The following is a 25330-nucleotide window of genomic DNA, read 5'->3' as shown; positions in this document are numbered from 1 at the left end:
TCGCTCCTTCGTTTGCGTTCAGTGAATTGGACGAATCCACTCTAGCCAGATAGGCTTTGGCGGATACGCCATAACACCCACGAATCACGCCAAATCCGCACGAGGCGCCGCCATGTCCAGCCCAGCCAAAGCCATCCATATCCTGGCGTTCCCCAACGTGCAGTTGCTCGATGTCACCGGTCCCTTGCAGGTGTTCGCTTCGGCCAACGTGCACGCGGCGGAAAAAGGCCTGCCTGCGCCCTACTCGCCCAGGGTCATCGCCCAGGAAGACGGCAGCGTGGTCTCCTCGGCGGGGCTTGGCTTGCACAGCCATCCCTTGCCCGACACGCCCTCGGACACCCTGATCATCGCCGGCGGCTGGGGCGTGCATACGGCGTTGCAGGATCAGAATCTGCTCGGTTGGGTGCGGGGTCAGGCAGCGAGCGCAAGGCGTCTGGCGTCGGTCTGCACAGGCGCGTTCATGCTCGCCGAGGCCGGGCTGCTGGACGGGCATCGAGTCGTCACGCACTGGGACAGCTGCGAAGAACTGGCGCTGAAGTACCCGGCACTGACCGTCGATCCGGAGCCGATCTTCATCAATGAGGGCACGCTGTGGACCTCGGCGGGGGTGACCGCCGGTATCGACCTTGCGCTGGCGTTGGTGGAAGCGGACCTGGGGCGCAACGCTGCACTGGCCGTGGCGCGGCAGCTTGTCGTGTTCCTGAAACGCCCCGGCGGCCAATCGCAATTCAGCACCACGCTGTCGATGCAACACGCGACCCGCAGCCAGGACAGCCGCTTCGGCGATCTGCATGCCTGGATTCTCGACAATCTTGCCAGTGATCTTTCCGTCGCCAGCCTCGCCGCTCAGGTCGGCATGAGCGAACGCAGTTTCGTGCGCCACTACCGCGCCCACACCGGCAACACCCCGGCCCGGGCCATCGAGCAGCTGCGGGTCGAAGCCGCCCGGCGCCTGCTCGGTGACAGCGCGTTGCCAATCAAGCGCATCGCCGACCGCTGCGGCTTCGGCACTGAAGAGACCCTGCGCCGCAGCTTCCTGCGCGCGGTGGCGGTGACGCCCCAGGCGTACCGGGAGCGGTTCAGTACAGGCGTGAATTGATCCCCGTAGCAGCACGGCTTGCCGGCGGAGCGGTGTGTCAGGCGACATTTTCGTCACAGACATACCGCCCCGCCGGCAAGCCGTGCTGCTACGGGGCAAAGAAACAGGGCAAGAAAATAATTTTCATATATTTCTATTTTTATCGATTTTCGTGTAATTTAATTTTCATCACGAAATCAGAGATAAAAATAATGCCTGCCTGTGATCGTCGCCCATCGACCCTCGTTTCACGCTTCAACGCCTTAGCAACACCCACTGCCGAGACCGTTTTCATCGCCGACCTGCGCCCGGACTGACCGCCGTTCGCCGCTCGCCCTGACTTCCATTTCTCTGCAAGGAAACGTTGCATGCCTCCTTCAACCGGCCTGTCCCTGTTGGTTTACGCCGCCATCGCGATCATTGCCCTGATCGTCCTGATCGCGCGCTTTCGTCTCAATCCGTTCGTCGTCATCACCCTCGTCTCCCTCGGCCTGGCGCTGGTCGCCGGGATGCCAGCCACCCAGGTCGTCGCCTCCTATGAGGGCGGTGTGGGCAAGACGCTCGGCCACATCGCGCTGGTCGTCGCGCTGGGCACCATGCTCGGCAAGATGATGGCCGAGTCCGGCGGCGCCGAGCAGGTGGCGCGCACGCTGATCGACCGATTCGGCGAGCGCAATGCTCACTGGGCCATGGTCTGCATCGCGTTTCTGGTGGGATTGCCGCTGTTCTTCGAAGTCGGCTTCGTGCTGCTGGTGCCGATCGCCTTCACCGTCGCGCGACGCGTAGGGGTTTCGATTCTGATGGTCGGCCTGCCGATGGTCGCCGGGCTGTCCGTGGTGCATGCGCTGGTGCCGCCGCACCCGGCGGCGATGCTGGCGGTGCAGGCCTATCAGGCGTCGGTCGGGCAAACCCTGTTCTACGCCATCCTGATCGGCATTCCGACCGCGATCATCGCCGGCCCCGTGTACGCGAAGTTCATCGTGCCGCACATCCCGTTGCCGGAGGAAAACCCGCTGGCCAGGCAGTTTCTCGATCGCGAGCCGCGCCAGCAGTTGCCGGGTTTTGCCATCACCATGGCGACCATTCTGCTGCCGGTGGTGCTGATGCTGCTTGGCGGCTGGGCCAACCTGATTTCCACGCAGGGCAGCGCGCTCAACAGCTTTCTGCTGTTCGTCGGCAACTCGGTGATCGCCCTTCTGCTGGCCACGCTGCTGAGTTTCTGGACGCTGGGCGTCGCACAGGGCTTCAATCGTGATTCAATCCTCAAATTCACCCAGGAGTGCCTGGCCCCTACCGCCAGCATCACCTTGCTGGTCGGTGCCGGTGGTGGCCTGAACCGGATTCTCGTGGACAGCGGCGTGACCAATGAAATCGTCGGCCTGGCCCAGGATTTCCACCTCTCGCCGCTGCTGATGGGCTGGCTGTTCGCCGCGCTGATGCGGGTCGCTACGGGCTCGGCAACGGTGGCCATGACTACCGCGTCCGGCATCGTCGCTCCGGTGGCCATGGGCCTGGGTTATCCGCACCCGGAATTGCTGGTACTGGCGACCGGTGCGGGCTCGGTGATTTTTTCCCACGTCAACGACGGCGGATTCTGGCTTATCAAGGAGTACTTCAACATGACCGTGGCGCAAACCTTCAAGACCTGGACGGTGCTGGAAACGCTGATTTCGGTGATCGCCTTCGTCCTCACCCTGGGCCTGGCACAGGTGCTCTGAGTGGACATTCTTTATCAGATCCGCGCCCGCCAGGACTCCTTCAGCGCCGGTGAAGGGCGCATCGCCAAACTGATTCTCAGCGATGTGGCCTTCGCCGCCAGCGCCAGCCTTGACGAACTGGCCAGCCGCGCCGAGGTCAGCAGCGCCACGCTGTCGCGCTTTGCCCGCAGCATCGGCTGCAAGGATCTGCGCGACCTGCGCCTGCAACTGGCCCAGGCCAGCGGGGTGGGCAGCCGCTTTCTCAAGCCCGAACAGGCGCCGGAACAGTCGGCCTTTTTCACCCGCATCGTCGACGACATCGAAGCGACTTTGCGCCAGCATCTGGCCGGTTTCGACGACGCCCGCTTCAAGGCCGCCGTGGCCCTGCTCGCCCCGGCGCACATGCTGCACAGCTTCGGCATGGGCGGTTGTTCGAGCCTGTGCAGTGAAGAATTGCAGACCCGACTGGTACGCCTGGGTTACCCGGTGGCCAGCAGCCGGGATCCTGTGATGATGCGCCTGATCGCCGCAACCCTGGGCCCCGATCACAGCCTGATCGTCTGCTCGCTGAGTGGCCGCACGCCGGAGCTGCTGGAAGTGGTGGGCCTGGCGCGCAGCTACGGCGCGAAAACCGTGGCCATCACCCTGCCCGATTCGCCGCTGGCCAATCTGGCCGATGTGGTGCTGCCGCTGCAGATCGCCGAAACCAATTTCATCTACAAACCCACGGCGGCGCGCTACGGCATGCTGCTGACCATCGACGTGCTGGCCACGGAACTGGCGCTGCTGGCCCCTGACGACAATCAGGAACGCCTGCGCCGGATCAAGCTGGCACTGGATGAATACCGCGGCGGCGACGACGGCCTGCCGCTTGGAGACTGACATGCTTTATGACCTGATCATTCGCGACGCGCTGGTGATCGACGGCAGCGATACGCCAGGCGTGCGCGCCGACGTGGCGATTCGTGGCGGGCGCATTCAGCGCATCGGCGACCTGGCCGGCGTTTCGGCCAGCGAAGACATCAATGCGGCGGGTCGCGTGCTGGCGCCGGGTTTCATCGACGTGCACACCCATGACGACACCGTGGTGATCCGCCAGCCGGACATGCTGCCCAAGATCACCCAGGGCGTGACCACGGTGATCGTCGGCAACTGCGGCATCAGTGCCTCGCCGGTGACGCTGGCGGGCGATCCGCCGGACCCGATGAACCTGCTCGGCCCAGCTGGGGCCTTTGCCTACCCGCGCTTTCGCGACTATCGCGAGGCGGTGGACAAGGCTCGCCCAGCGGTCAACGTCGCGGCGCTGATCGGCCACACGGCGCTGCGCAGCAACCATCTGGATGATCTGTTTCGCACCGCCAGCCCCGCTGAAATCAGCGCGATGCGCGAGCAATTGCGCGAGAGCCTGGCGGACGGCGCGCTGGGACTTTCCACCGGGCTGGCCTACGCCACGGCGTACTCGGCAGAAACCGACGAGGTCAAGCAACTGAGTGAGGAGCTGACGGCCTTTGGCGCGGTCTACACCACCCACCTGCGCAGCGAGTTCGAGCCCGTGCTAGAGGCGATGGACGAAGCCTTCGACATTGGCCGCCATGCCCGCTCACCGGTGGTCATTTCCCACATGAAATGCGCCGGTGCCGGCAACTGGGGGCGCAGCCCGCAACTGCTGGCGTCGCTGGAAAAAGCCGCGCAGACCCACCCGGTCGGTTGCGACTGCTACCCCTATGCCGCCAGCTCCTCGACGCTGGATCTCAAGCAAGTCACCGATGCGTTTCGCATCACCATCACCTGGTCCACGCCGCACCCGGATCAGGGCGGCCGCGATCTCAAGGACATCGCCGCCGACTGGGGCCTGTCACTGCTCGATGCCGCGAAACAACTGCAGCCGGCCGGGGCGGTGTACTACGGCATGGATGAAAACGACGTACAGAACATCATGAAGCATCCCCTGTCGATGATCGGCTCCGATGGCCTGCCGGAAGACCCTTTCCCGCACCCTCGGTTGTGGGGCGCGTTTCCTCGGGTGCTCGGGCATTTCAGCCGCGATCTGGGGCTGTTCCCATTGCACACCGCCATCCACAAGATGACCGGGCTGACGGCCACGCGCTTTGGCCTGCACGAGCGTGGTTTCGTGCGCGAAGGCTACTGGGCGGACCTGGTGCTGTTCGATGCGGAAACCGTGCGCGATGTGGCGGATTTCAAGGAGCCCAAACGCGCGGCCGAAGGGATCGACGGGGTGTGGGTCAACGGGCATTTGAGTTATGCCGATGGCAAGGTGCAGGGTGAGCGGCAGGGACGGTTTTTGCCGCGTAGCGGGTCGTTGGTGAGCGGGTTTCAAAACAGCTGATCATACGCGGACTGTTTCTGGCCGCAGGCCGTGGGAGCCGGCTTGCTGGCGAACGCGGTGTGTCATTCACAGTTGTGGTGTCTGACACCCTGCATTCGCCAGCAAGCCGGCTCCCACGGCCTTCGGCCAGAAGCAGATCGTGCCCACGCCACGATCAGACCGAATACATCAGCTGACAATCCCCCCCCGACACTCGCCAAACCCGATACTCACCGCGCCCTCGCGGCGGCAGCGGGCCTTGAGGATCACTTCATCCCCAGCCTGCAGAAAGGTGCGCGTTTCGCCACCGGGCAACTCGACCGGATGTTTGCCGCCCTCGGTCATTTCCAGCAGGCTGCCGAACTGCCCTGATTCAGGCCCGGACAAGGTGCCGGTGCCGAACAGGTCGCCCGGCTGCAGCTTGCACCCGTTGACGCTGTGATGGGTGACCATCTGCGCCACGGTCCAGTACATGTTCAGGGTGTTGCTCAGCGCCAGCCTGAAGGGTGCGATGCCCTGCTCTTTCATCTGCGAAGTCAGCAGCAGCACCTCGAGTTCGATGTCCAGCGCGCCCGCTTGCTGATCCTGTTCGTCGAACAGATAGGCCAGCGGCTGTGGATCACCTTCCGGCCGCTTGGGCTGTGCGCTGCGAAACGGCGCCAGCGCCTCGCTCGTCACCACCCAGGGCGAAATCGTGGTGGCGAAGCTCTTGGACAGAAACGGCCCCAGTGGCTGGTATTCCCAGGCCTGCAGATCGCGGGCTGACCAGTCGTTGAGCAGGCAGAAACCGGCGATGTGCTCGCCCGCCTCGCCAATGCCGATGGCCTCACCGGCCGCATTGCCCTGCCCCATCCACACGCCGACTTCCAGTTCGTAGTCCAGGCGCTTGCACGGGCCGAATACCGGTGCCTCGGCGCCCGGCGGCAAGGTCTGGCCGTTGGGGCGTTTGACGGCAGTGCCGGACACGCACAAGGTCGAGGCCCTGCCGTGGTAGGCGATGGGCACGTATTTGTAGTTGGGCAGCAGCGGGTTGTCTGGGCGGAACAACTTGCCGACGTTGGTGGCGTGATGAATGCCGACGTAGAAATCGGTGTAGTCGCCAACCTGGGCCGGCAGGTGCATCTGGCAGGCGCTCATCGGCTGCAACAGGTCTTCACGGGCCGGGCTGCTTTCATCCAGCAGCTGCAGCAGCTCAGTACGCAGCGCCTGCCGCGCCGAGGCGCCAAGGGCGAAGAAATCGTTGAGTTGCCCGCGCCCTGCTGCTTCGGCCGCGACGCGCGCCTGACCTGTGAACAGGCCGCTTTCCAGCGCTGCTTGCAGGTCGAGAATGAAGTCGCCGATGGCCACGCCGCCGCGACGGCTCAGCCCCTTGGCGCTGAATACGCCGAACGGCAGGTTCTGCAGCGGGAAATCCCCATGACCGTTGGCAGAGGTCACCCAACTGCGTGCGTGCGAAAAAGTGCTCATCGTTGATTGTCCGTGTCCAGAGGTTTGAAGGTTCGGGCGATGCCGTTCCAGCAGGCGTCGTAGTCGCCTTGCAATTGCGGGCATTGCAGGGCATGGCGGCTGGGGCGCAGGACCTTGCCAGTCTCGAACATAAACGCCATGGTCTGTTCGATCTTGTGCGGCTTGAGGTCAGCGGCGATGGCCTTTTCAGCGGTGGCGTTGTCCGGGCCGTGGGCACTCATGCAGTTGTGCAGCGACACCCCGCCGGGCATGAAACCCTCGGCCTTGGCGTCGTAGGCGCCGTCGATCAGGCCCATGAACTCGTTCATCAGGTTGCGGTGGAACCACGGCGGGCGGAATGTGTTTTCCGCCACCATCCAACGCGGCGGGAAGATCACGAAATCGACGTTGGCCTGGCCGTGGTGCAGGCCGGGCGAAGTCAGCACGGTGAAGATCGACGGGTCCGGGTGGTCGTAGCTGACGGTGCCAATGGTGTTGAACAAGCGCAGGTCGTATTTGTACGGCACGTTGTTGCCATGCCAGGCCACCACGTCGAAGGGCGAATGCTCAAGTTGTGCCGCCCAGAGTTCGCCCAGAAACTTCTGCACCAGCACGACGGGTTTGTCGCTGCTGTCGAAACTGGCCACTGGCGCCTGGAAATCCCGGGGGTTGGCCAGGCCATTGCTGCCGATCGGACCCAGATCCGGCAGGCGCAAGGCGCAGCCATGGTTTTCACAGATATAGCCGCGGGCCTTGCCGTCGAGCAGTTGCACGGAAAACTTCAGGCCACGGGGAATCACCGCGATTTCCTGCGGCTCGATGTCCAGCAGCCCCAGTTCGGTGACCAGGCGCAGGCGCCCCAGCTGCGGAACGATCAGCCACTCGCCGTCGGCGTTGAAAAACGCGCGTTGCATCGATTGATTGGCCGCGTACACGTAGACGCTGACGCCCTCGGCCTGATCTGCCGCGCAGGTCGCGGCCAGGGCGATCAGGCCGTCGATGAAATCGGTGGGTTCAGCCGGAATGTCGAAGGCATTCCAGCGCAGGCGGTTCGGGGTGATGGGGCCTTGCTCCAGGCCGATTATCTGCCGTTCCACGCGCTGGAATTGCGGGTGAGCTGCAGACGGCTTGATGCGGTATAGCCAAGTGCGCCGGGCTTCGCTGCGAGCAACGGTGAAGGCAGTGCCGGAGAACTGTTCGGCGTAGAGCCCCAGGGGATGGCGCTGCGGCGAGTTCTGGCCAACAGGCAACCCGCCGGGCACGGCCTCGCTGCTGAATTGATTGCCGAAGCCGGACTGATACCTCAGCGCTTCGGATGCGGGTGTGGTGAACATCTCGACCTCTTTGAATTGTTATGGCGTCGTGACAGTGGCCCATGGGCGCAAAATGAATAATCGTAAATTGATTACGCATAACGTAATTTGAGTTTGCAGGGTGGTCAAGCTATAAAGCTGCCTTTTCAGACCGACGCTTTGGCTCATGACAGACGATTCCTCAAACCCTGTAGCCCCACGCCAACAGAAGGTGCAGTCCGCTGAAGTCGGCGTCGGTATCCTCAAGGCGCTGGCCGAGCTCGCGCCTTCAACCTCGCTGTCGAAGCTGGCCGAATACGTGCAGATGCCGGCGAGCAAGGTGCATCGTTATCTGCAGGCGCTGGTGGACAGCGGCTTTGCCGAGCAGGACGCGACCACCAACCACTACCGCCTGGGGCGCTCGGCGTTGCAGGTGGGCCTGGCCGCGTTGAGCCAGCTGGACGTGCTGAAAATCTCCGCGCCCGAATTGATCGCCCTGCGCGACGAGATCAACGAGACCTGCTTTCTGGCGGTGTGGGGCAATAAGGGCCCGACCGTGGTCTACGTCGAGCAATCGCTGGGCGCGGTGACGCTGGTGACGCAGATCGGCTCGGTGCTGCCGCTGCTCGGCTCGTCCACGGGGCTGGTGTTCGACACCTTCCTGTCCAATGCGGAAACCGCCTCTCTGCGCGAACTGGAATCGGCATCGCTGAACGCGAAACAGCTCAAGGAAGTCGAGCGCCATATCGAGGAAATTCGCAGCACGGGCGTGCATCAGATCCACGGTTTGTTGATGACCGGGGTCAACGCGGTGTCCTCTCCGGTGTTCGCCATGGGCAACAAGCTGGTGGGCGTGGTGACTGTGGTGGGTTCTGCGTCGGTGTTCACCGATGAGCATCAGGCTCAGGCGGCGCAGAAACTCCTGCACACCGCCCAAGCCATCAGCGCCCGGATGGGCGGAGAAATGCCGACAGCCTGACTCAATCCGCCGTCAACACCCCACGGCGCAACTGATCGCGCTCGATCGATTCGAACAGCGCCTTGAAGTTGCCCTCGCCGAAGCCGTCATCGCCCTTGCGCTGGATGAACTCGAAGAACACCGGGCCCATCAGGGTTTCCGAGAAAATCTGCAGCAGCAGGCGCTTGTTGCCGTCCTCCGAGGTGCCGTCCAGCAGGATGCCGCGCGATCGCAGCTCGCCCTCGGGTTCGCCGTGGTTCGGGATGCGGCCCTGGAGCATCTCGTAATAAGTGTCTGGCGGAGCGGTCATGAAACGCATGCCCAGCGCCTTGAGGCGGTCCCAGGTCTTGACCAGATCGTCGGTGAAAAACGCCACGTGCTGGATGCCTTCGCCGTTGAACTGCATCAGGAACTCTTCGATCTGCCCCGCGCCCTTGGACGACTCCTCGTTGAGCGGGATGCGGATCATGCCGTCCGGCGCGGTCATGGCCTTGGAGGTCAGGCCTGTATACTCGCCTTTGATATCGAAGTAGCGGATTTCGCGGAAGTTGAACAGTTTTTCGTAGAAGTTAGCCCAGTACGCCATGCGCCCGCGGTAGACGTTGTGGGTCAGGTGATCGATAAACTTCAGCCCCGCCCCTTCCGGATTGCGATCGACCCCTTCGATGAACACGAAGTCGATGTCGTAGATCGAGGTGCCTTCGCCGAAGCGGTCGATCAGGTACAACGGCGCACCTCCGATGCCCTTGATCGCCGGCAGACGCAGCTCCATCGGCCCGGTGGCGATTTCAATCGGTTGTGCCCCCAGCTCCAGCGCGCGCTTGTAGGCCTGATGCGAATCCTTGACCCGGAATGCCATACCGCACACTGAAGGACCATGCTCGGCGGCAAAGTAGGACGCTTCACTGCGCGGCTCGTTGTTGAGGATGATGTTGATCGCGCCCTGGCGGTACAGCGCCACGTTCTTGGAACGGTGGTTGGCCACCTTGGTGAAGCCCATCATCTGGAACACCGGTTCCAGCGTGTTGGGGGTTGGCGAGGCGAATTCGATGAATTCGAAGCCCATCAGGCCCATGGGATTTTCATAGAGATCGGTCACGGTCTTGCTCCTGCTCGTAGTGTGAAATGCGTTGCGACGAAATTCACGGACGAGCGGGTGGCGCGCAGGGAATGCCCCGTACGCTGCGGGCGAGGAAGTCGCCGAAGATCAGTTGCAGACCGAAGATTTTCATAAGAGGAAGACTACTCCGGCTTGTCCGATTGCGCATCCGGATGCGCTTTCTGGAAAGCAGGCTGGGCCAACGCCAGCGCCTCGACCCGGCAAATGCGCGGGAAGGCACTCAAGTCGACGTTGAAACGCCGTGCCGCGTACAGCTGGGGCAGCAGGTAGACATCAGCCAGGCCCACCTCGCCGAAACAGAAATCCTGATCGCCAATCAGCGCTTCCACGGCCTTGAAGCCTTCGCCGATCCAGTAGCCGATCCAGGCCGTCACATCGCCTTCGTCATGGCCCAGGCCACGCAGCCGATTGAGCACAGCCACATTGTGCAGCGGATGGATATCGCAGCCGATCAGCGCGGCCACTTCGCGATGGCGGGCGCGGGCCAGCAGGTCGTCGGGCAGCAGGGTCGGTGTGGGGAATCGCTCTTGCAGGTATTCGATGATCGCCACCGACTGGATGACGACCTGACCCTCGTCCAACCGCAGCGCGGGCACCCGCCCCTGGGGATTGACCGCCAGATACTCGGGCTTGCGGTGCTCGCCGCCGTCGCGGATCAGGTTCACGGGAATGGCATTGACCTCAAGCCCCTTCAACGCCAGGGCGATGCGCACGCGGTAGCTGGAGGTCGAGCGGTAGTAGGTGAATAGATCCACGGGAAGGCCTGCGCGCTGATTATTGTTGTGGCAATCGTTTTTTGTAAACGATTTACGCAATGCGTAAATTGCGACATTCCCCCGTGACTGTCAAGGTCAGGTCCAGCCCTCCAGGCGCAACGTCGCCCGTACCAGCCGCTGCTCCTCGTTCTCGATCTCGCGCAGGTTGTCGCAGATGCTCTGGATATGTGCCACGGCAGCCTTGCGCGCCTGTTCCGGGAGGCGGCCGATGACGGCGTTGTAGAGCCGGGCATGATGGCGGTCGATCTGTTTCTTCTGCGCTTCCCGGTGATAGAGGTTGTTGACCGAGGCGAAGACGGTGTTGAGCAGCAGGTCGGTCAGCGAGCGCAGGGTCTGCACCAGCACCGGGTTGTGCGAGGCTTCGCTGATCGCCAGATGAAAGGCGTGGTCCAGCCGCGCGTGTTCCGAGGCCGGCAGTTCATGACCGTGGCCTGCGACCAGCGCATCGTAGGCCCGGGTGATAAGCACGAAATCCGCATCGGTGCCGCGCAGCGCCGCCAGCCGCGCGGACTCTCCTTCCAGCAGGCTGCGCACTTCGAACAGGTCGTACAGGGTGCGCGGCTGCGAGGCGAACAGGTGCATCAGCGGAGACGCGGCGGTCACGCCCAGCCCGCCCATCTGCGCGACGAACGAGCCCTTGCCGTGGCGGGTTTCGATGATGCCCCGGGCGCGCAGCAGCTTGAGCCCTTCGCGCAAGGCGGTGCGCGACACACCGAGCTTCTCGGTCAGGCGCCGTTCCGACGGCAGCAACTGCCCGACCTTGAGCACGCCGTCGACGATCAGCCGCTCGATGCGTTCGCTGACGACGTCGGCGACCTGAGGGGTGGCGTTCTGCACTGGGTTTTCCATGACTTCTCTTTTTATGAATAGGTTCGCAGATCCCTCGTAGCAGCACGGCTTGCCGGCGGGTGCGGTGTGTCAGTCAACATTTCTGCAACTGACACACCGCTCCCGCCGGCAAGCCGTGCTGCTACGGGGTGGGTCAACCATCTGGTATGACCAGTAGCAATATTGCGCTCAACAAGATCAAACAAAATAATTAACTATTTGATTAAAAAGGAATTAATAAAATCGCTTTGTGCAAATGCCAAAAAAAACTGGTTCGACCAGTGCTTTCCGCCATGGACAGTAAGCCCCGCCCGGCCAATGATGCAAGTCAGCTGTAGAACGTTCTGCACCGGAACGGGCCCATATAAGAACAAGACAACGGGGTGAAACACCCACCATGAATATCCTGTACGACGAACGCGTCGATGGCGCGCTGCCGGACATCGACAAGGCTCAGTTGCTGGCGGCCTTGCAGTCACGCCTGCCGGACCTTGAGATCCTCCACCGCGCCGAAGAGCTGCGTCCTTACGAATGCGATGGGTTGTCGGCCTATCGCACCACGCCGATGCTGGTGGTGCTGCCGCAGCGGGTCGAGCAAGTGCAGACCCTGCTCAAACTCTGTCATGAACGCGGCGTGCCGGTGGTGGCGCGCGGTGCGGGCACGGGGCTGTCCGGTGGCGCCCTGCCGCTGGAGAAGGGCGTGCTGCTGGTGATGGCGCGCTTCAACAAGATTCTCCACATTGATCCTGCCGGGCGCTTCGCCCGCGTGCAGCCCGGAGTGCGCAATCTGGCGATCTCCCAGGCTGCGGCGCCCTACGATCTTTATTACGCGCCCGATCCGTCTTCGCAGATCGCCTGCTCCATTGGCGGCAACGTCGCCGAGAACGCTGGCGGCGTGCATTGCCTCAAGTACGGCCTGACCGTGCACAACCTGCTCAAGGTCGACATCCTCACCGTCGAGGGCGAGCGCATGGTGCTGGGTTCCGACGCACTGGACAGTCCCGGTTTCGATCTGCTGGCGCTGTTCACCGGCTCCGAAGGCATGCTCGGCATCATCACCGAAGTCACCGTCAAACTGCTGCCCAAACCCCAGGTGGCGCGGGTGCTGCTGGCAGCGTTCGACTCGGTGGAAAAAGCCGGGCGCGCGGTGGGCGACATCATTGCCGAGGGCATCATTCCCGGCGGCCTGGAGATGATGGACAACCTGGCCATTCGCGCTGCCGAAGACTTCATCCATGCCGGTTACCCGGTGGACGCCGAGGCCATTTTGCTTTGCGAGCTGGATGGCGTTGAGGCCGACGTGCACGAGGACTGCGACCGGGTCCGCGCGGTGCTGGAAAAGGCCGGCGCCACCGAAGTGCGTCAGGCGAAAGACGAGGCCGAACGCGTGCGTTTCTGGGCCGGGCGCAAGAACGCTTTCCCGGCGGTGGGCAGGCTTTCGCCGGACTACTACTGCATGGATGGCACCATCCCGCGTCGGGAATTGCCGGGCGTGCTGCAGGGCATTTCCGCGCTGTCCGACGAATACGGATTGCGGGTGGCCAACGTCTTCCATGCCGGTGACGGCAACATGCACCCGCTGATTCTGTTCGATGCCAACCAGCCGGGCGAGCTGGACCGCGCCGAAGCGCTGGGCGGCAAGATTCTGGAACTGTGCGTGAAAGTCGGCGGCAGCATCACCGGCGAGCACGGCGTGGGCCGCGAGAAGATCAACCAGATGTGCGCCCAGTTCAACAGCGATGAGCTGACCCTGTTCCATGCGGTGAAAGCCGCCTTCGACCCCAGCGGCATGCTCAATCCGGGCAAGAACATTCCGACCCTGCATCGCTGCGCCGAATTCGGTGCGATGCATGTGCACATGGGCAAGCTGCCCTTCCCTGAACTGGAGCGTTTCTGATGGGTGCCGAACGTCAATTGAACATCGGCGCGCAGGATCGCGATGCCAGCGATGCGCTGCTCGATCAGGTCAACCAGGCCATTCAGAGCGGCCTGCCGCTGCGCATCCAGGGCGCCAACAGCAAGGCCTTTCTGGGCCGCGAAGTGGCCGGGGAAGTGCTCGATACGCGTATCCATCGCGGCATCGTCAGCTATGACCCGACGGAACTGGTGATCACCGCGCGCGCCGGCACCCCGCTCAGCGAGCTCAATGCCGCGCTGGATGCTGCCGGGCAGATGTTGCCCTGCGAGCCGCCAAGCTTTTCAGACAGCGGAATGAATGATGCGACAGTGGGCGGCATGATCGCCGCCGGTCTGTCCGGGCCACGTCGGCCGTGGGCCGGTTCCGTGCGTGATTACGTGCTCGGCACGCGAGTCATCACGGGCCTGGGCAAGCACTTGAAATTCGGCGGTGAGGTGATGAAGAACGTCGCCGGTTATGACCTGTCGCGCTTGATGGCCGGCAGTTTCGGCTGCCTGGGCCTGATCACCGAAGTGTCACTGAAGGTGCTGCCGAAGCCGCGCTTGTGCACCAGCATTGCGCTGGAAATGGACGGCGCTCGCGCCCTCGCCCGCCTCGCCGAATGGGGCCAGCAGCCATTGCCGATCAGCGCGGCCAGCCATGACGGGCGCGTGTTGCGCCTGCGTCTGGAAGGCGGCGAAGGCTCGGTGGCCGCGGCCCATGAGCGGCTGGGTGGCGAGTCCATCGACCCGGCCTGGTGGCAGGCGCTGAACGAGCACCGGCTGGATTTCTTCACCGATGGCAGGCCGCTGTGGCGCCTGTCGCTGCCGACCAATACCGCAGAACTCGAACTGCCCGGCGAGCAACTGATCGACTGGGGCGGCGCCCAGCGCTGGCTGAAATCCGATGCATCGCAGGAGCAGATCCGCGCCGTGGTCAGCGCGGTCGGCGGCCACGCCACCTGTTACAGCCATGGCCTGGCGCAGAGCCCGTTTCAACCGCTGGCCGCACCGCTGCTGCGCTATCACCGCCAGCTCAAGGCGCAACTGGACCCGCACGGGATCTTCAACCTGGGCCGTATGTACGCAGAGATCTGAACCATGCAGACCACCCTCAGCGAACAGGCCAAGCGCCTGCCCCGCGGCGAAGAAGCCGAAAGCATCCTGCGCAGCTGCGTGCACTGCGGTTTCTGCAACGCCACCTGCCCGACTTATCAACTGCTGGGCGACGAACTGGACGGCCCGCGCGGTCGCATCTACCTGATCAAGCAGGTGCTGGAAGGCCGCGAAGTCACCGAAAAAACCCAGCTGCACCTGGACCGTTGCCTGTCGTGCCGCAACTGCGAAACCACCTGCCCGTCCGGCGTGAACTACCACAACCTGCTGGACATCGGTCGGGCCGTGGTCGATGCCGCCGTGCCGCGCCCGATGGGCCAGCGCATGGTGCGCGAAGGCTTGCGCACGGTGGTGCCGAACACCGGGCTGTTCAAGACCCTGACCCAGGTCGGCAATTCGTTTCGCCCGCTGCTGCCCGCCTCGCTCAAGGACAAGCTGCCCGGTAATGTGCGCCCGGCCAAGCCCCGCCCCACGCAGCAACATGCGCGGCAGGTGCTGATCCTCGAAGGCTGCGTTCAACCGGGCCTGTCGCCCAACACCAACGCAGCGACGGCACGGGTGCTCGACCGGCTAGGCATCAGCGTCAAGTCCATCGCCCAGGCCGGGTGCTGTGGCGCGGTGGACTATCACCTCAACGCCCAGGAACAGGGACTGCAACGTGCCCGGCGTAACATCGATGCCTGGTGGCCCAGCGTGCAGGCCGGTGCCGAAGCCATCGTGCAGACCGCCAGCGGCTGCGGAGCGTTCGTCAAGGATTACGGTCACATGCTGCGGGGCGACCCGGCCTATGCCGAGAAGGCCGCCAGGATCAGCGCACTGAGCAAGGACCTGGTGGAAGTGCTGCGTGCCGAGCCACTGGAAAAGCTCGGCGCCTGCACCAGCCAAAAACTGGCGTTTCACTGCCCCTGCACCCTGCAACACGCCCAGAAACTGGGTGGCGCGGTGGAGTCGGTGCTGACCCGCCTGGGCTTCAATTTGACCGCGGTGCCGGACAGTCACCTATGCTGTGGCTCGGCCGGGACGTACTCGATCACCCAGCCCGAGCTGTCGAAGCAGTTGCGCGACAACAAGATGAATGCTCTGGAAAGCGGCCGGCCCGAGGTCATCGCCACCGCCAACATCGGTTGCCAGACTCACCTCGCCAGCGCGGGCCGAACCCCCGTCAAGCACTGGATCGAACTCATTGAAGATGCGTTGCAACCTGCTTGAACCGCAACGCCCGAACCCCACAATCTCGCAAAGGAGCGCCTCATGAAAAGCAAATCCGTACTGACCCAGACCGAAGTCACCCAGATCCTCGCCGCCGCGCGCAAAGAGGCCCAGGCCAACGGCTGGGCCGTGTCCATCGCCGTGACCGACGACGGCGGCCACCTGCTGGGCTTCGAGCGCCTGGACGGCTGCGCGCCGATCGGCGCCTACATCGCCATCGAAAAGGCCCGCACCTCGGCGCTGGGCCGCCGCGAATCCAAGGGCTATGAAGAGATGGTCAATGGCGGGCGCACCGCGTTCGTCACCGCGCCCCTGCTGACCTCGCTGGAAGGCGGCGTGCCGGTGATCGTGGGCGGCGAAACCATCGGCGCGGTGGGCGTGTCGGGCGTCAAGGCCGACCAGGATGCGCAAGTGGCCAAGGCCGGGGTGGCGGCAGTGAATGCCGGCTAATCGCTGAAATTCAACTCACCACCCCCACCCTGTAGGAGCGAATTCATTCGCGATTGGCCGGCAGATCCGACACATCTCCATCGCCTGTCATATCTTTCGCGAATAAATTCGCTCCTACAGGGGTCAGCGTTCAAACCATTGTTTAACGGAGAACCCGAGATGACCGAATTCGTCACCTGCCACAACCTGAACGTGGCAGCCAATCTGAAACGCTTTGTCGACGAGGACGTGCTTCCCGGAACCGGGCTGAACCCGGAAGTTTTCTGGGCCGACTTCGACTCGCTGGTCCACGACCTGGCGCCGCTCAACCGCGAGCTGCTGGCCGAGCGCGACCGTATTCAGGCGCAACTGGACAAGTGGCACAAAGCCAATCCGGGCCCGGTCACCGACATGCCCGCCTACATCGGCTTTCTCGACTCCATCGGCTACCTGCAGCCGGTGCCCGATCAGGTGCAAGCGACCACCAGCAAGGTCGACGTCGAAATCAGCGAACAGGCCGGCCCGCAACTGGTGGTGCCTGCGGCCAACGCGCGTTACGCGCTCAACGCCGCCAACGCCCGCTGGGGTTCGCTGTACGACGCGCTGTATGGCACCGACGCGATCTCCAGCGAGCACGGCGCGGAAATAAAAGCCGGTTACAACCCGCTGCGCGGCGCCAAGGTCATCGCTTTCGCCCGCGCCTTGCTCGATGAAGCCGCGCCGCTGGCGTCGGGCTCCCACGTTGATGCCAAGGCCTACGCCGTGGACAGCGGCGAACTGCTGGTGACCCTCGCCGATGGCAGCCAGTCGCGTCTGGCCCAGCCGGAAAAATACGTCGGTTACCAGGGCGACGCGCTCAAGCCGACTGCCATCCTGCTGAAAAACCACGGCCTGCACATCGACATCCAGATCGACCCCACCAGCCCCATCGGCAGCAGCGACCCGGCCGGTATCAAGGACCTGCTGCTGGAAGCCGCGCTGTCGACCATCATCGACTGCGAAGACTCGGTGGCCGCCGTGGACGCCGACGACAAGCTGGTGATCTACCGCAACTGGCTGGGCCTGATGAAGGGCGACCTGACCGAAGAACTGGTCAAGGGCGGCAAGACCCTCACCCGCAAGCTCAATGCCGACCGCCAGTACACCGCTGCCGATGGCAGCGCCATCACGCTGCACGGCCGTTCGCTGCTGTTCATCCGCAACGTCGGCCACCTGATGACCAACCCGGCCATCACCTACGACGGCGGCAAGGAAATTCCCGAGGGCATCCTCGACGGCGTGATCACCAGCCTGATCGCCCTGCACGACCTGCACAACCGCACCAACTCCCGCGCCGGCAGCGTGTACATCGTCAAACCGAAAATGCATGGCCCGGCCGAAGTGGCCTTTGCCGACCAGCTGTTCGGGCGCATCGAAGACGCCCTGAAGATCCCGCGCAATACGCTGAAAATGGGGATCATGGACGAAGAGCGACGCACTAGCGTCAACCTCAAAGCCTGTATCAACGCGGCCTCGGCGCGGGTAGCGTTCATCAACACCGGTTTCCTCGATCGCACCGGCGATGAGATGCACACCTCGATGGAAGCCGGCCCCATGCTGCGCAAGGGCGACATGAAGGCCACGCCGTGGATCAAGGCGTACGAACGCAGCAACGTGCTGGTGGGCCTGGCCTGCGGCCTGCGCGGTCGTGCGCAGATCGGCAAGGGCATGTGGGCGATGCCCGACCAGATGGCCGACATGCTGGAGCAGAAGATCGGCCATCCGAAATCCGGCGCCACCACCGCCTGGGTGCCCTCGCCGACCGCCGCCACCCTGCACGCGCTGCACTATCACAAGGTCGATGTAAAAGCGGTTCAGCAAGAACTGGAGAAGGTCGACCTGAACGCCGAAAGCGAGCAGATCCTGATTGACCTGCTGAGCATTCCGGTGGCGGCTGAAGCGAAGTGGACCGACGAGCAGATTCGCGAGGAAGTCGAGAACAACGCACAGGGCCTGCTGGGCTACGTGGTGCGCTGGGTCGAGCAAGGCGTGGGTTGCTCCAAGGTGCCGGACATTCACAACGTCGGCCTGATGGAAGACCGCGCCACGCTGCGCATCTCTAGCCAGCACATCGCCAACTGGCTGCGCCACGGGGTGATCCACGAGCACGAAGCGATGGACACCCTCAAGCGTATGGCCAAGGTGGTGGACAAACAGAACGCCGGCGACGGGGCCTACAAGCCGATGGCGGAGAACTTCGAGAAATCGACGGCGTTCCAGGCGGCTTGTGCGTTGGTGTTCAAAGGGCGTGAACAGCCGAGCGGGTACACCGAACCGTTGCTGCACCAGTTCCGGTTGGCGTTCAAAAAAGAGCAATAAAATCTGTGGGAGCCGGCTTGCTGGCGAATGCGGTGTGTCATTCAACACAGGGTTGTCTGATCCGACGCATTCGCCAGCAAGCCGGCTCCCACACGTAGAGATACAGTCAGGTGCTCTCGCGCACCACCAACTCAAACCCCAGATCCACCTGCGCCTGCTGCACATTGCCGTCCAGCAACCCCAGCAGCAATTGTGCGGCGCGCTGGCCGACCTGTTCGCGCGGGGTCCGGATCGAGGTCAGGCGCGGCACCATGTGCGCTGAACCCGGCAGGTCGTTGAAGCCGATCAGCGACACCTGCTCGGGCACTTTGATGCCGCGACGCAGGGCTTCCAGGGTCGCGCCCTGGGCCAGGTCGTCGTTGCAGAAGAATACCCCGTCGACATCCGGATGCTCGTCCAGCAGACGTGCGAACAACTCGCCGCCCAGGCCAATCGACGACGGCAAGGGCGAAGCCATCTGCAAGGTTTCGTCGTACAGCCCCTGCTCTTCCAATGCGCTGCGAAAGCCACTGCCGCGCTGAATCACCCGCGGGTCCAACTGCGCCGACACATAGGCCAGGCGTTTGCGCCCACGGCTCAACAGATGTCGCGCCGCTTCTGCCCCGGCCTGCTGCTGGGAGAAGCCCACGCAGGGTTCGGCGCGGCTAGGGTCCAGCTCCATCATGTGCACGCAGGGCACGCCGCTGGCCGCCAGCAATTGCTGCGCCGCCGGGCTGCGGTCGAAGCCGGTCAACAGAATGCCCCGTGGCCGGTTGGCCAGGTGGCTGCGCAACAGGTTTTCTTCTTCGACGGGCGAGTAGTGATAGTTGCCGATCACCACTTCCAGGCCGCGCGGGCGCAACACGTTCTGGATCGCCTCAAGGGTCTCGATGAACAGCTGGTTGGACAGCGACGGCACCAGCACCACCACCGACTGGCTTTGCGACGATGCCAGCGCCCGGGCGGCAGGGTTGGCGACATAGCCTAGACTCTGCGCAGCAGCGCGCACTTTTTCCACCAGATCCGGCGCGACAGTGGCCACGCCACGCAGGGCGCGAGAGGCGGTGATGGGTGAAACTGCCGCCAGTTTCGCGACTTCGTTGAGAGTGGGACGACCGGTGGAGCGGGAACCAATGCGAGTCATGCGTTGCCAACTAAGCAGAAGGAAAGGCGAAGGGGTTGCGATTGTGTCGGATGGGCTCTAAGGTAGCGCTATCTCACGGAGGCCCGCAACTTTCTTCACTCGTGCAAACGGTGGGGACGATGCATCTCATGGATCAGCGAGATACCCATAACAATGACTGCCCCCGGAAACAGTCTTGCCGGACTTGCACACCATTCGGCAAAGACAGCGCTGTCTTCGGGACGAGGTTTTTATGACTACTGCTCCAACTGCTATTTCCGCCCTCGTGGTAATGGGTGTTTCCGGCTGCGGCAAAAGTGCCGTCGGCGCCGAGATCGCCAAGAACAGCGGCGGACGCCTGATCGAAGGCGACGCCTTTCACCCCCAGGCCAACATCGACAAGATGAGCGCCGGCCACCCCCTCAACGACGATGACCGCGCAGGCTGGCTGACCCGCCTGGGTGAGGAAGTCGCGCAAGCCGTGCGCAACGGGGAAAAACCGGTCCTGACCTGCTCCGCCCTCAAGCTCATCTACCGTGACCGCCTGCGTGATGCCGTGCCGGGCCTGGGTTTCGTGTTCCTGGAGCTGACCCGCGAGCTGGCCACCGAACGCTGCTCCCACCGCCCCGGGCATTTCATGCCGGCGAGCCTGGTGGACAGCCAGTTCGCCACGCTGGAAGCACCTTACGGCGAAGACCGCACGCTGGTGGTGGACGCCACGCAATCGATCGAAACCATCGGCGCCAAGGCGGCCGGCTGGTGGCGTGAATCGCAAACCGAATCTGGCAACGCTCTCACCGGCTCCTGATCCGGGATCCTGCGTGAGCGACAAAGATAGCGCTGTCTTTTTGAGTACACAGGGCAGTGAACGATAGCGCTTTGCTTCAGCTCCAAAAAAACAAAATACAACGGAGAGACACCCCATGTTTGGCATGACTCAAGACACGTATCTGCTGGTAGATGCGTTGGTGACCATCATCGGCCTCGTGCTGTTGATCACCAAATTCAAGGTTCACCCTTTCGTAGCACTGACCATCGCAGCGGGCTTTCTCGGGCTGACCTCCGGGATGCCTGTGGACAAAGTCATGAAATCCTTCCAGGACGGCTTCGGCGGCGTGCTGGGCTTCGTCGGCATCATCCTGGGCCTGGGCACCATGCTCGGCAAACTGATGGCCGACTCGGGCGGTGCCGACCAGATCGCCCAGACGCTGATCCGCCGCTTCGGCAAGGAGCGCGTGCATTGGGCGATGATGTTCTCGGCGTTCCTGGTGGGCATCCCGCTGTTCTTCGAAATCGGCTTCGTGCTGCTGATCCCGCTGGTGTTCATCGTGGCCCGTCGCAGCGGCGTGTCCATCGTCAAGATCGGCATCCCGCTGCTGGCCGGCCTGTCCGCCGTGCACGGCCTGGTACCGCCGCACCCGGGTCCGCTGCTGGCGATCGGCATTTTCAACGCTGACATCGGCAAGACCATTTTCTACGGCCTGATCGTCGCCTTCCCGACGGCCATCGTCGCCGGTCCCATCTTCGGCAAATGGATCGCCAAGTCCATTCCTGGCAACCCGTCCAAGGAACTGATGGACCAGATCGCCAAGGAATCGACCAACGAAAACCTGCCCAGCTTCGCGGTCACCCTGATCACGATCCTGCTGCCGGTGTTCCTGATGCTGCTCAAGACCTTCGCTGACGTGGCGCTGCCCAACGGCCACATCTTCCGCATCTGGATGGACTTCATCGGCCACCCGATCGCCGCGCTGCTGTTCGCCCTGCTGCTGGCGTTCTACACCTTCGGCGCCGCGCGCGGCTTCAGCAAGGAGCAGATCATCAAGCTGCTGGACCAGAGCCTGGCACCCGTTGCGGCGATCGTGCTGATCGTCGGTGCCGGCGGTGGCTTCAAGCAGATGCTGGTGGACAGCGGTGTCGGCAACCTGATCGGCCACATGGCCGTGCAGGCACAGATTTCGCCGATCCTGCTGGCCTGGCTGGTGGCGGCGGTGATTCGTGTGGCAACCGGTTCGGCCACCGTGGCGACCATCACTGGCGCCGGTATCGTCGCTCCGGTGGTCGGCATGATCCCGGGCGTGAACCGCGAACTGCTGGTGCTGGCCACCGGCGCAGGCTCGCTGATTCTGTCCCACGTCAACGACGCAGGCTTCTGGCTGGTCAAGCAGTACTTCAACATGACCGTCACTGAAACCCTGAAAACCTGGACCGTGATGGAGACCATTCTCTCGGTGGTCGGCATCATCTTCATTATGCTGCTGTCGCTGGTGGTCTGATTTTTTCTCGGATCGCACGCTCAATGCCCACCCTCGCGGTGGGCATTTCGTTTCTGCCTCTGAAACACTTCCCGCCCTTGCGACTACAGGCCGAGAGACAGCTTGTAGCCATTTCGTTTAAAGTTACGCCACTTTGCCTTCACGCAATTCGGAACTCTCCTACACTCCCTTAGGAGATCGCTCACAGGCAATCTAATGAAAATTTCATCACTCGCTTGCACGAGCGCTTTGCAATAAATCTCAAAGAAGTGTGCAATAGGCGCCGCCCCGGATCCGGCTATCAGGGTCATAGCCGATTGTTACGGGGATTTACCGCCAAAAGCAGGCAAAATTCGCATGCCGTTGGCCTCAGGAGCGACCATACCAATGACAAGAAGATGAACCTGGGGAATTAATTGCACACCGGTGACGTCATAATGACGGACACATTGGGATGCACTCGGCAACCACACCACCCAAAGGCTAACGCCAGCCTCCTGGTAGAGGCGCTTGAAAGAGGCCATCAAGGAAAAGATTATGTTGATACTCACCCGCAAAGTCGGCGAAAGCATAAACATCGGTGACGAAATCACCGTCACCATTCTGGGCGTGCAGGGCCTTCAGGTCCGGCTCGGCATCAACGCTCCGAAAAACGTTTCAGTTCACCGTGAAGAGATCTATAAACGTATTCAAGCCGAGATCGCCCCTGACCAAAAGGCGCAATGATCCCCCGGGTTCATCTTCCAAGTCGCTAGTCTGCCTGCCCACCGCAGACTCATTAAAACGGCGTACAACCAGACGCCGTTTTTTTATGTCCAACTTTTGGATCCATTAACCCGACACTAGTGACGGGTGCACCAAGTTGGGTTGGGCAAGTAACAAACTTCATACAGTAATAAGCCGCCGTGATATCAGCGCAACCGCTCTAGTCTGCGGGCTGGCGTTTATTGATGGCGACTAATGAGAATTACTATCAATTGACTCCATAAACAGAAACGGCCGGTTCAGCGCCCCGAACCGGCCGTTCATGTTCAGCTGCGTTGACGACCGAGCTGGACTACATCAGCTGCTGGACGATCCTGTCCTTGGCCAACAGGCGCTTTTCCTTGAGCTTCTTGAGCTGCTCGTCCGAGACATCGCCCGACGATCCGGCCTCGGCCTTGACGATGTCGGCGTCGATAGCGTCGTACTGGCCAACCAGATGATCGAGCTTGGCATCCTGACCGCGACGTTTGGTCATCTCATCTTTGGTGATACTCAAATCCGCGTACAAATCGTGCTTGACCGGCATGGTGCGCCTCTCCTCTGACAACAGATGTTGAGTTATTGAGGGTAGCTCACGGCGAAGGTTCGACGCTTTTGCCTGACGTCACACCTTGACCAGCACCTGCACCATCGACGCCGCCGTGCTGCGCAGCCGCTCGGGGTCCTGGTAGATCCGCTCCATGACCACCACGCCGCGGGTGAAGGTCGACACCAGGCGCGAGGCTTCGACGGCGGGCAGATTCAGCGTGCCGTTCGGCTCCTCGGCGAGAAACCTGCGCTGCAGCAGCGCCTCGATGTCATCGAGCATGCCCTGCAGGGCCACGCGTATCGTATCGACTTCGGAAATGCCGTCGACTGCGGTCTTGGTCGTCAGGCAGCCACGCGTCGGCGTGCCCTCGATCATGGAGCCGATGATGAACGCGAAGAAGTTCTCCAGCGCCAGGCGAATCGACGGCTCATCCAGGGCCCGGGCCATGCTGGCGGTCATGCGCTGGCGATAACGCTCGAACACCTTGAGAAACAGCTGCTCCTTGCCCTGATAAGCGTTGTACAGCGAGCCACGCAACACGCCGGTGGCTTCGGCCAGATCCTGCATCGAAGTTGCGCTCAGGCCCTTCTGCCAGAACACGTTCATCGCAAGATCCAGCGTCTTGTCTTCGTCGAACTGCCTTACACCCGCCATTTCTCTGCTCTCCAGCGTTGTTCAAGGTTCAGCCGGCCGACTTCTCGACCGGCGAACGAAGCATGAGTTGACCTCATCCTTGTCAGCCATGTCAATTTTGACTAGCATGACAAACATGACATCGCTGTCAAACATGACGCCCACTTGCTTCCGAGGTCCGGACCATGCAGCCCGACGCAACAACCCTCGATACCCTCTCGCCCGGCGACGCGCCCGTGCGCACACCGATTCCCTGGCACGCCATCATCGCCGGCCTGTGCGCGACCCTGGTCGGCATCGGCCTGGCGCGTTTCGCCTACACGCCGCTGATTCCGCCGCTGATTGAAAACCACTGGTTCGCCACCTCCGACATCATCGTGCTCAGTGCCGCCAACCTCGCGGGCTATTTCATCGGCGCGCTGCTCGGCCGCCCCATCGCCCGCCGCTTTTCCAACCGCAGCACGTTGCGCCTGATGATGGTGCTGGTGACGCTGTCGTTCGCCGGTTGCGCGGTGCCGTTGTCGACCTTGTGGTTCTTCGCCTGGCGCTTCATCTCCGGCCTTGCGGGTGGCGCGATCATGGTGCTGGTGGCCTCGACCGTACTGCCGCACATCCCCGGCACCCGCAAGGGGCTGGCCAGCGGCGCAATCTTTTTCGGCCTGGGGCTGGGCATCGCAGCCTCGGGCACGCTGGTGCCTTTGTTGCTGGACATGGGGTTGCGCATCACCTGGCTGGGCCTCGCGCTGTTCTGCGCGATCCTCACGGCCGTCAGCTGGACGGGCTGGCCCCAGGCAACAACGCCTGCGGCAGCAGCGCAGATCCAGACAGCCCCCGCCCCTCGCCCGCCGCGCCATCGGCTGTTGCTCAACCTGACCTATGCCCAATTCGGCCTGATGGCGATCGGGCTGGTGCCCTTGATGGTGTTTCTGGTGGATTTCGTCGCGCGGGATCTGAAACTGGGCGCCCACGTGGGAGCCGTGTACTGGATCGTCTACGGCGTCGGCGCCCTGGCCGGCCCGATGCTCTACGGCTACATCGCCGACCGGCTGGGACCGGTGCGCGGCATTCGCCTGGTGCTGATCCTGCAGGCCGTGGTGGTTGGCATCCTCTACAGCTCCCACAGCAGCCTACTGATCGCCGCGCTGACCCTGGTCATCGGCAGCTTCCCACCCGGCATCGTGCCCCTGGTACTGGCGCGGGTCCACGAACTGCTCCCCCACGACGCCCCTGCCCAAGGCGCCGCCTGGAGCCGCGCCACCACCGTATTCGCCCTGATGCAAGCGTTGTCCGGGTACGGCTACTCGATGCTGTTCAACGCCAGCGGCGGCGATCATCGCTTGCTGTTCCTGATGGGTGCCGGAGCGTTGGTGCTGGCGCTGGTGATTGAGGCGCTGGTGCGAGGATCCATTCGCATGCGCAGCGCACGCCTGAGCGCAGGACAATAAAATCAGGCCGTGTCAGGTACACCGTGTGCACAGGATTTGCTGTCGCTTCGCGCCAGATCGCGAGCAAGCTGC

Annotated in this window: 23 protein-coding genes; 14 read left to right on the top strand and 9 right to left on the bottom strand. The window is 62.9% G+C overall.

Annotation, left to right across the window (positions count from 1 at the left end; all coding sequences use genetic code 11):
- Window positions 1–112 precede the first annotated feature (112 nt).
- The gene (locus AC1MEK_RS11720; RefSeq protein ID WP_480396447.1) at window positions 113–1099 is read left to right on the top strand and encodes a GlxA family transcriptional regulator; all 987 of its coding nucleotides are present in this window, start codon (window positions 113–115) and stop codon (window positions 1097–1099) included.
- Window positions 1100–1238: 139 nt separating this feature from the next.
- On the opposite strand, the gene AC1MEK_RS11715 is transcribed toward AC1MEK_RS11720, so the two are convergent.
- A complete protein-coding gene (locus AC1MEK_RS11715) occupies window positions 1239–1448 on the bottom strand; it encodes a hypothetical protein (protein ID WP_480396446.1) in 210 nt (69 codons plus the stop codon).
- Here AC1MEK_RS11715 and AC1MEK_RS11710 point away from each other — a divergent pair.
- Genes AC1MEK_RS11710 through AC1MEK_RS11700 form a run of 3 tightly spaced genes read left to right on the top strand, consistent with a single transcriptional unit; the run spans window position 1447 to window position 5122 of the window.
- A complete protein-coding gene (locus AC1MEK_RS11710; protein WP_480396445.1) occupies window positions 1447–2796 on the top strand; it encodes a GntT/GntP/DsdX family permease in 1350 nt (449 codons plus the stop codon). The genes AC1MEK_RS11715 and AC1MEK_RS11710 overlap by 2 nt on opposite strands.
- Complete coding sequence (locus AC1MEK_RS11705) at window positions 2797–3657, top strand: MurR/RpiR family transcriptional regulator (RefSeq protein WP_480396444.1); 861 nt, start codon at window positions 2797–2799, stop codon at window positions 3655–3657.
- 1 nt (window position 3658) lies between these two features.
- Window positions 3659–5122 (top strand): N-acyl-D-amino-acid deacylase family protein, encoded by a 1464-nt coding sequence (locus tag AC1MEK_RS11700; protein ID WP_480396443.1) that lies wholly within the window; start codon window positions 3659–3661, stop codon window positions 5120–5122.
- A gap of 168 nt (window positions 5123–5290) precedes the next feature.
- Here AC1MEK_RS11700 and fahA read toward each other — a convergent pair whose 3' ends face one another.
- Together fahA and hmgA are read right to left on the bottom strand one after the other, a co-directional pair.
- Window positions 5291–6568 carry a fumarylacetoacetase gene (gene fahA / locus AC1MEK_RS11695; protein ID WP_480396442.1) on the bottom strand — a complete coding sequence of 426 codons (1278 nt, stop codon included), beginning with the start codon at window positions 6566–6568 and terminating at the stop codon, window positions 5291–5293.
- A complete protein-coding gene (gene hmgA / locus AC1MEK_RS11690) occupies window positions 6565–7881 on the bottom strand; it encodes a homogentisate 1,2-dioxygenase (protein WP_480396441.1) in 1317 nt (438 codons plus the stop codon). The genes fahA and hmgA overlap by 4 nt, the downstream gene beginning before the upstream one ends.
- A gap of 145 nt (window positions 7882–8026) precedes the next feature.
- On the opposite strand from hmgA, the gene AC1MEK_RS11685 reads away from it, so the two are divergent.
- Window positions 8027–8818, top strand: coding sequence for an IclR family transcriptional regulator (locus tag AC1MEK_RS11685; RefSeq protein WP_480396440.1), 792 nt, complete (start codon window positions 8027–8029; stop codon window positions 8816–8818).
- A gap of 1 nt (window position 8819) precedes the next feature.
- Here AC1MEK_RS11685 and hppD read toward each other — a convergent pair whose 3' ends face one another.
- From hppD to glcC, 3 genes are all read right to left on the bottom strand, one after another.
- Window positions 8820–9896: a 4-hydroxyphenylpyruvate dioxygenase gene (gene hppD / locus AC1MEK_RS11680; RefSeq protein ID WP_480396439.1), complete on the bottom strand. Its 1077-nt coding sequence runs from the start codon at window positions 9894–9896 to the stop codon at window positions 8820–8822.
- Between the two features lie 143 nt (window positions 9897–10039).
- Window positions 10040–10672, bottom strand: a complete 633-nt coding sequence (gene maiA / locus AC1MEK_RS11675; RefSeq protein ID WP_480396438.1) for a maleylacetoacetate isomerase — start codon at window positions 10670–10672, stop codon at window positions 10040–10042.
- Between the two features lie 96 nt (window positions 10673–10768).
- Window positions 10769–11542 (bottom strand): transcriptional regulator GlcC, encoded by a 774-nt coding sequence (glcC, locus tag AC1MEK_RS11670; protein WP_480396437.1) that lies wholly within the window; start codon window positions 11540–11542, stop codon window positions 10769–10771.
- A 376-nt stretch (window positions 11543–11918) separates the two neighbouring features.
- On the opposite strand from glcC, the gene glcD reads away from it, so the two are divergent.
- From glcD to AC1MEK_RS11645, 5 genes are all read left to right on the top strand, one after another.
- A complete protein-coding gene (gene glcD, locus AC1MEK_RS11665; RefSeq protein ID WP_480396436.1) occupies window positions 11919–13418 on the top strand; it encodes a glycolate oxidase subunit GlcD in 1500 nt (499 codons plus the stop codon).
- On the top strand, window positions 13418–14515 hold the full coding sequence (glcE, locus tag AC1MEK_RS11660; RefSeq protein WP_480396435.1) for a glycolate oxidase subunit GlcE: 1098 nt from the start codon (window positions 13418–13420) through the stop codon (window positions 14513–14515). The genes glcD and glcE overlap by 1 nt, the downstream gene beginning before the upstream one ends.
- A 3-nt stretch (window positions 14516–14518) precedes the next feature.
- Window positions 14519–15742, top strand: coding sequence for a glycolate oxidase subunit GlcF (gene glcF, locus AC1MEK_RS11655; protein ID WP_480396434.1), 1224 nt, complete (start codon window positions 14519–14521; stop codon window positions 15740–15742).
- 42 nt (window positions 15743–15784) lie between these two features.
- Window positions 15785–16192 (top strand): heme-binding protein, encoded by a 408-nt coding sequence (locus AC1MEK_RS11650; protein ID WP_480396433.1) that lies wholly within the window; start codon window positions 15785–15787, stop codon window positions 16190–16192.
- A gap of 159 nt (window positions 16193–16351) precedes the next feature.
- A complete protein-coding gene (locus AC1MEK_RS11645) occupies window positions 16352–18529 on the top strand; it encodes a malate synthase G (protein WP_480396432.1) in 2178 nt (725 codons plus the stop codon).
- 106 nt (window positions 18530–18635) lie between these two features.
- Here the strand turns inward: AC1MEK_RS11645 and gntR are convergent, their stop codons facing one another.
- On the bottom strand, window positions 18636–19652 hold the full coding sequence (gene gntR, locus AC1MEK_RS11640) for an HTH-type transcriptional regulator GntR (protein ID WP_480396431.1): 1017 nt from the start codon (window positions 19650–19652) through the stop codon (window positions 18636–18638).
- A 271-nt stretch (window positions 19653–19923) separates the two neighbouring features.
- Here gntR and AC1MEK_RS11635 point away from each other — a divergent pair, with 271 nt between their 5' ends.
- From AC1MEK_RS11635 to csrA, 3 genes are all read left to right on the top strand, one after another.
- The gene (locus tag AC1MEK_RS11635) at window positions 19924–20439 is read left to right on the top strand and encodes a gluconokinase (RefSeq protein ID WP_480396709.1); all 516 of its coding nucleotides are present in this window, start codon (window positions 19924–19926) and stop codon (window positions 20437–20439) included.
- Window positions 20440–20554: 115 nt separating this feature from the next.
- Window positions 20555–21907, top strand: coding sequence for a GntP family permease (locus tag AC1MEK_RS11630; RefSeq protein WP_480396430.1), 1353 nt, complete (start codon window positions 20555–20557; stop codon window positions 21905–21907).
- A 516-nt stretch (window positions 21908–22423) separates the two neighbouring features.
- Window positions 22424–22612: a carbon storage regulator CsrA gene (gene csrA, locus AC1MEK_RS11625; protein WP_480396708.1), complete on the top strand. Its 189-nt coding sequence runs from the start codon at window positions 22424–22426 to the stop codon at window positions 22610–22612.
- Window positions 22613–22943: 331 nt separating this feature from the next.
- On the opposite strand, the gene AC1MEK_RS11620 is transcribed toward csrA, so the two are convergent.
- Complete coding sequence (locus tag AC1MEK_RS11620) at window positions 22944–23177, bottom strand: DUF465 domain-containing protein (RefSeq protein ID WP_480396429.1); 234 nt, start codon at window positions 23175–23177, stop codon at window positions 22944–22946.
- 78 nt (window positions 23178–23255) lie between these two features.
- Complete coding sequence (locus tag AC1MEK_RS11615; protein ID WP_480396428.1) at window positions 23256–23834, bottom strand: TetR/AcrR family transcriptional regulator; 579 nt, start codon at window positions 23832–23834, stop codon at window positions 23256–23258.
- Between the two features lie 164 nt (window positions 23835–23998).
- Between AC1MEK_RS11615 and AC1MEK_RS11610 the strand changes: the two genes are divergently transcribed.
- A complete protein-coding gene (locus tag AC1MEK_RS11610) occupies window positions 23999–25258 on the top strand; it encodes a YbfB/YjiJ family MFS transporter (protein WP_480396427.1) in 1260 nt (419 codons plus the stop codon).
- Window positions 25259–25330 lie beyond the last annotated feature (72 nt).

It is taken from the genome of Pseudomonas sp. 2 (assembly GCF_056627435.1).
Note: the sequence above shows the minus strand (reverse complement) of the source record. Positions and strands in the feature narration are given on the sequence as shown.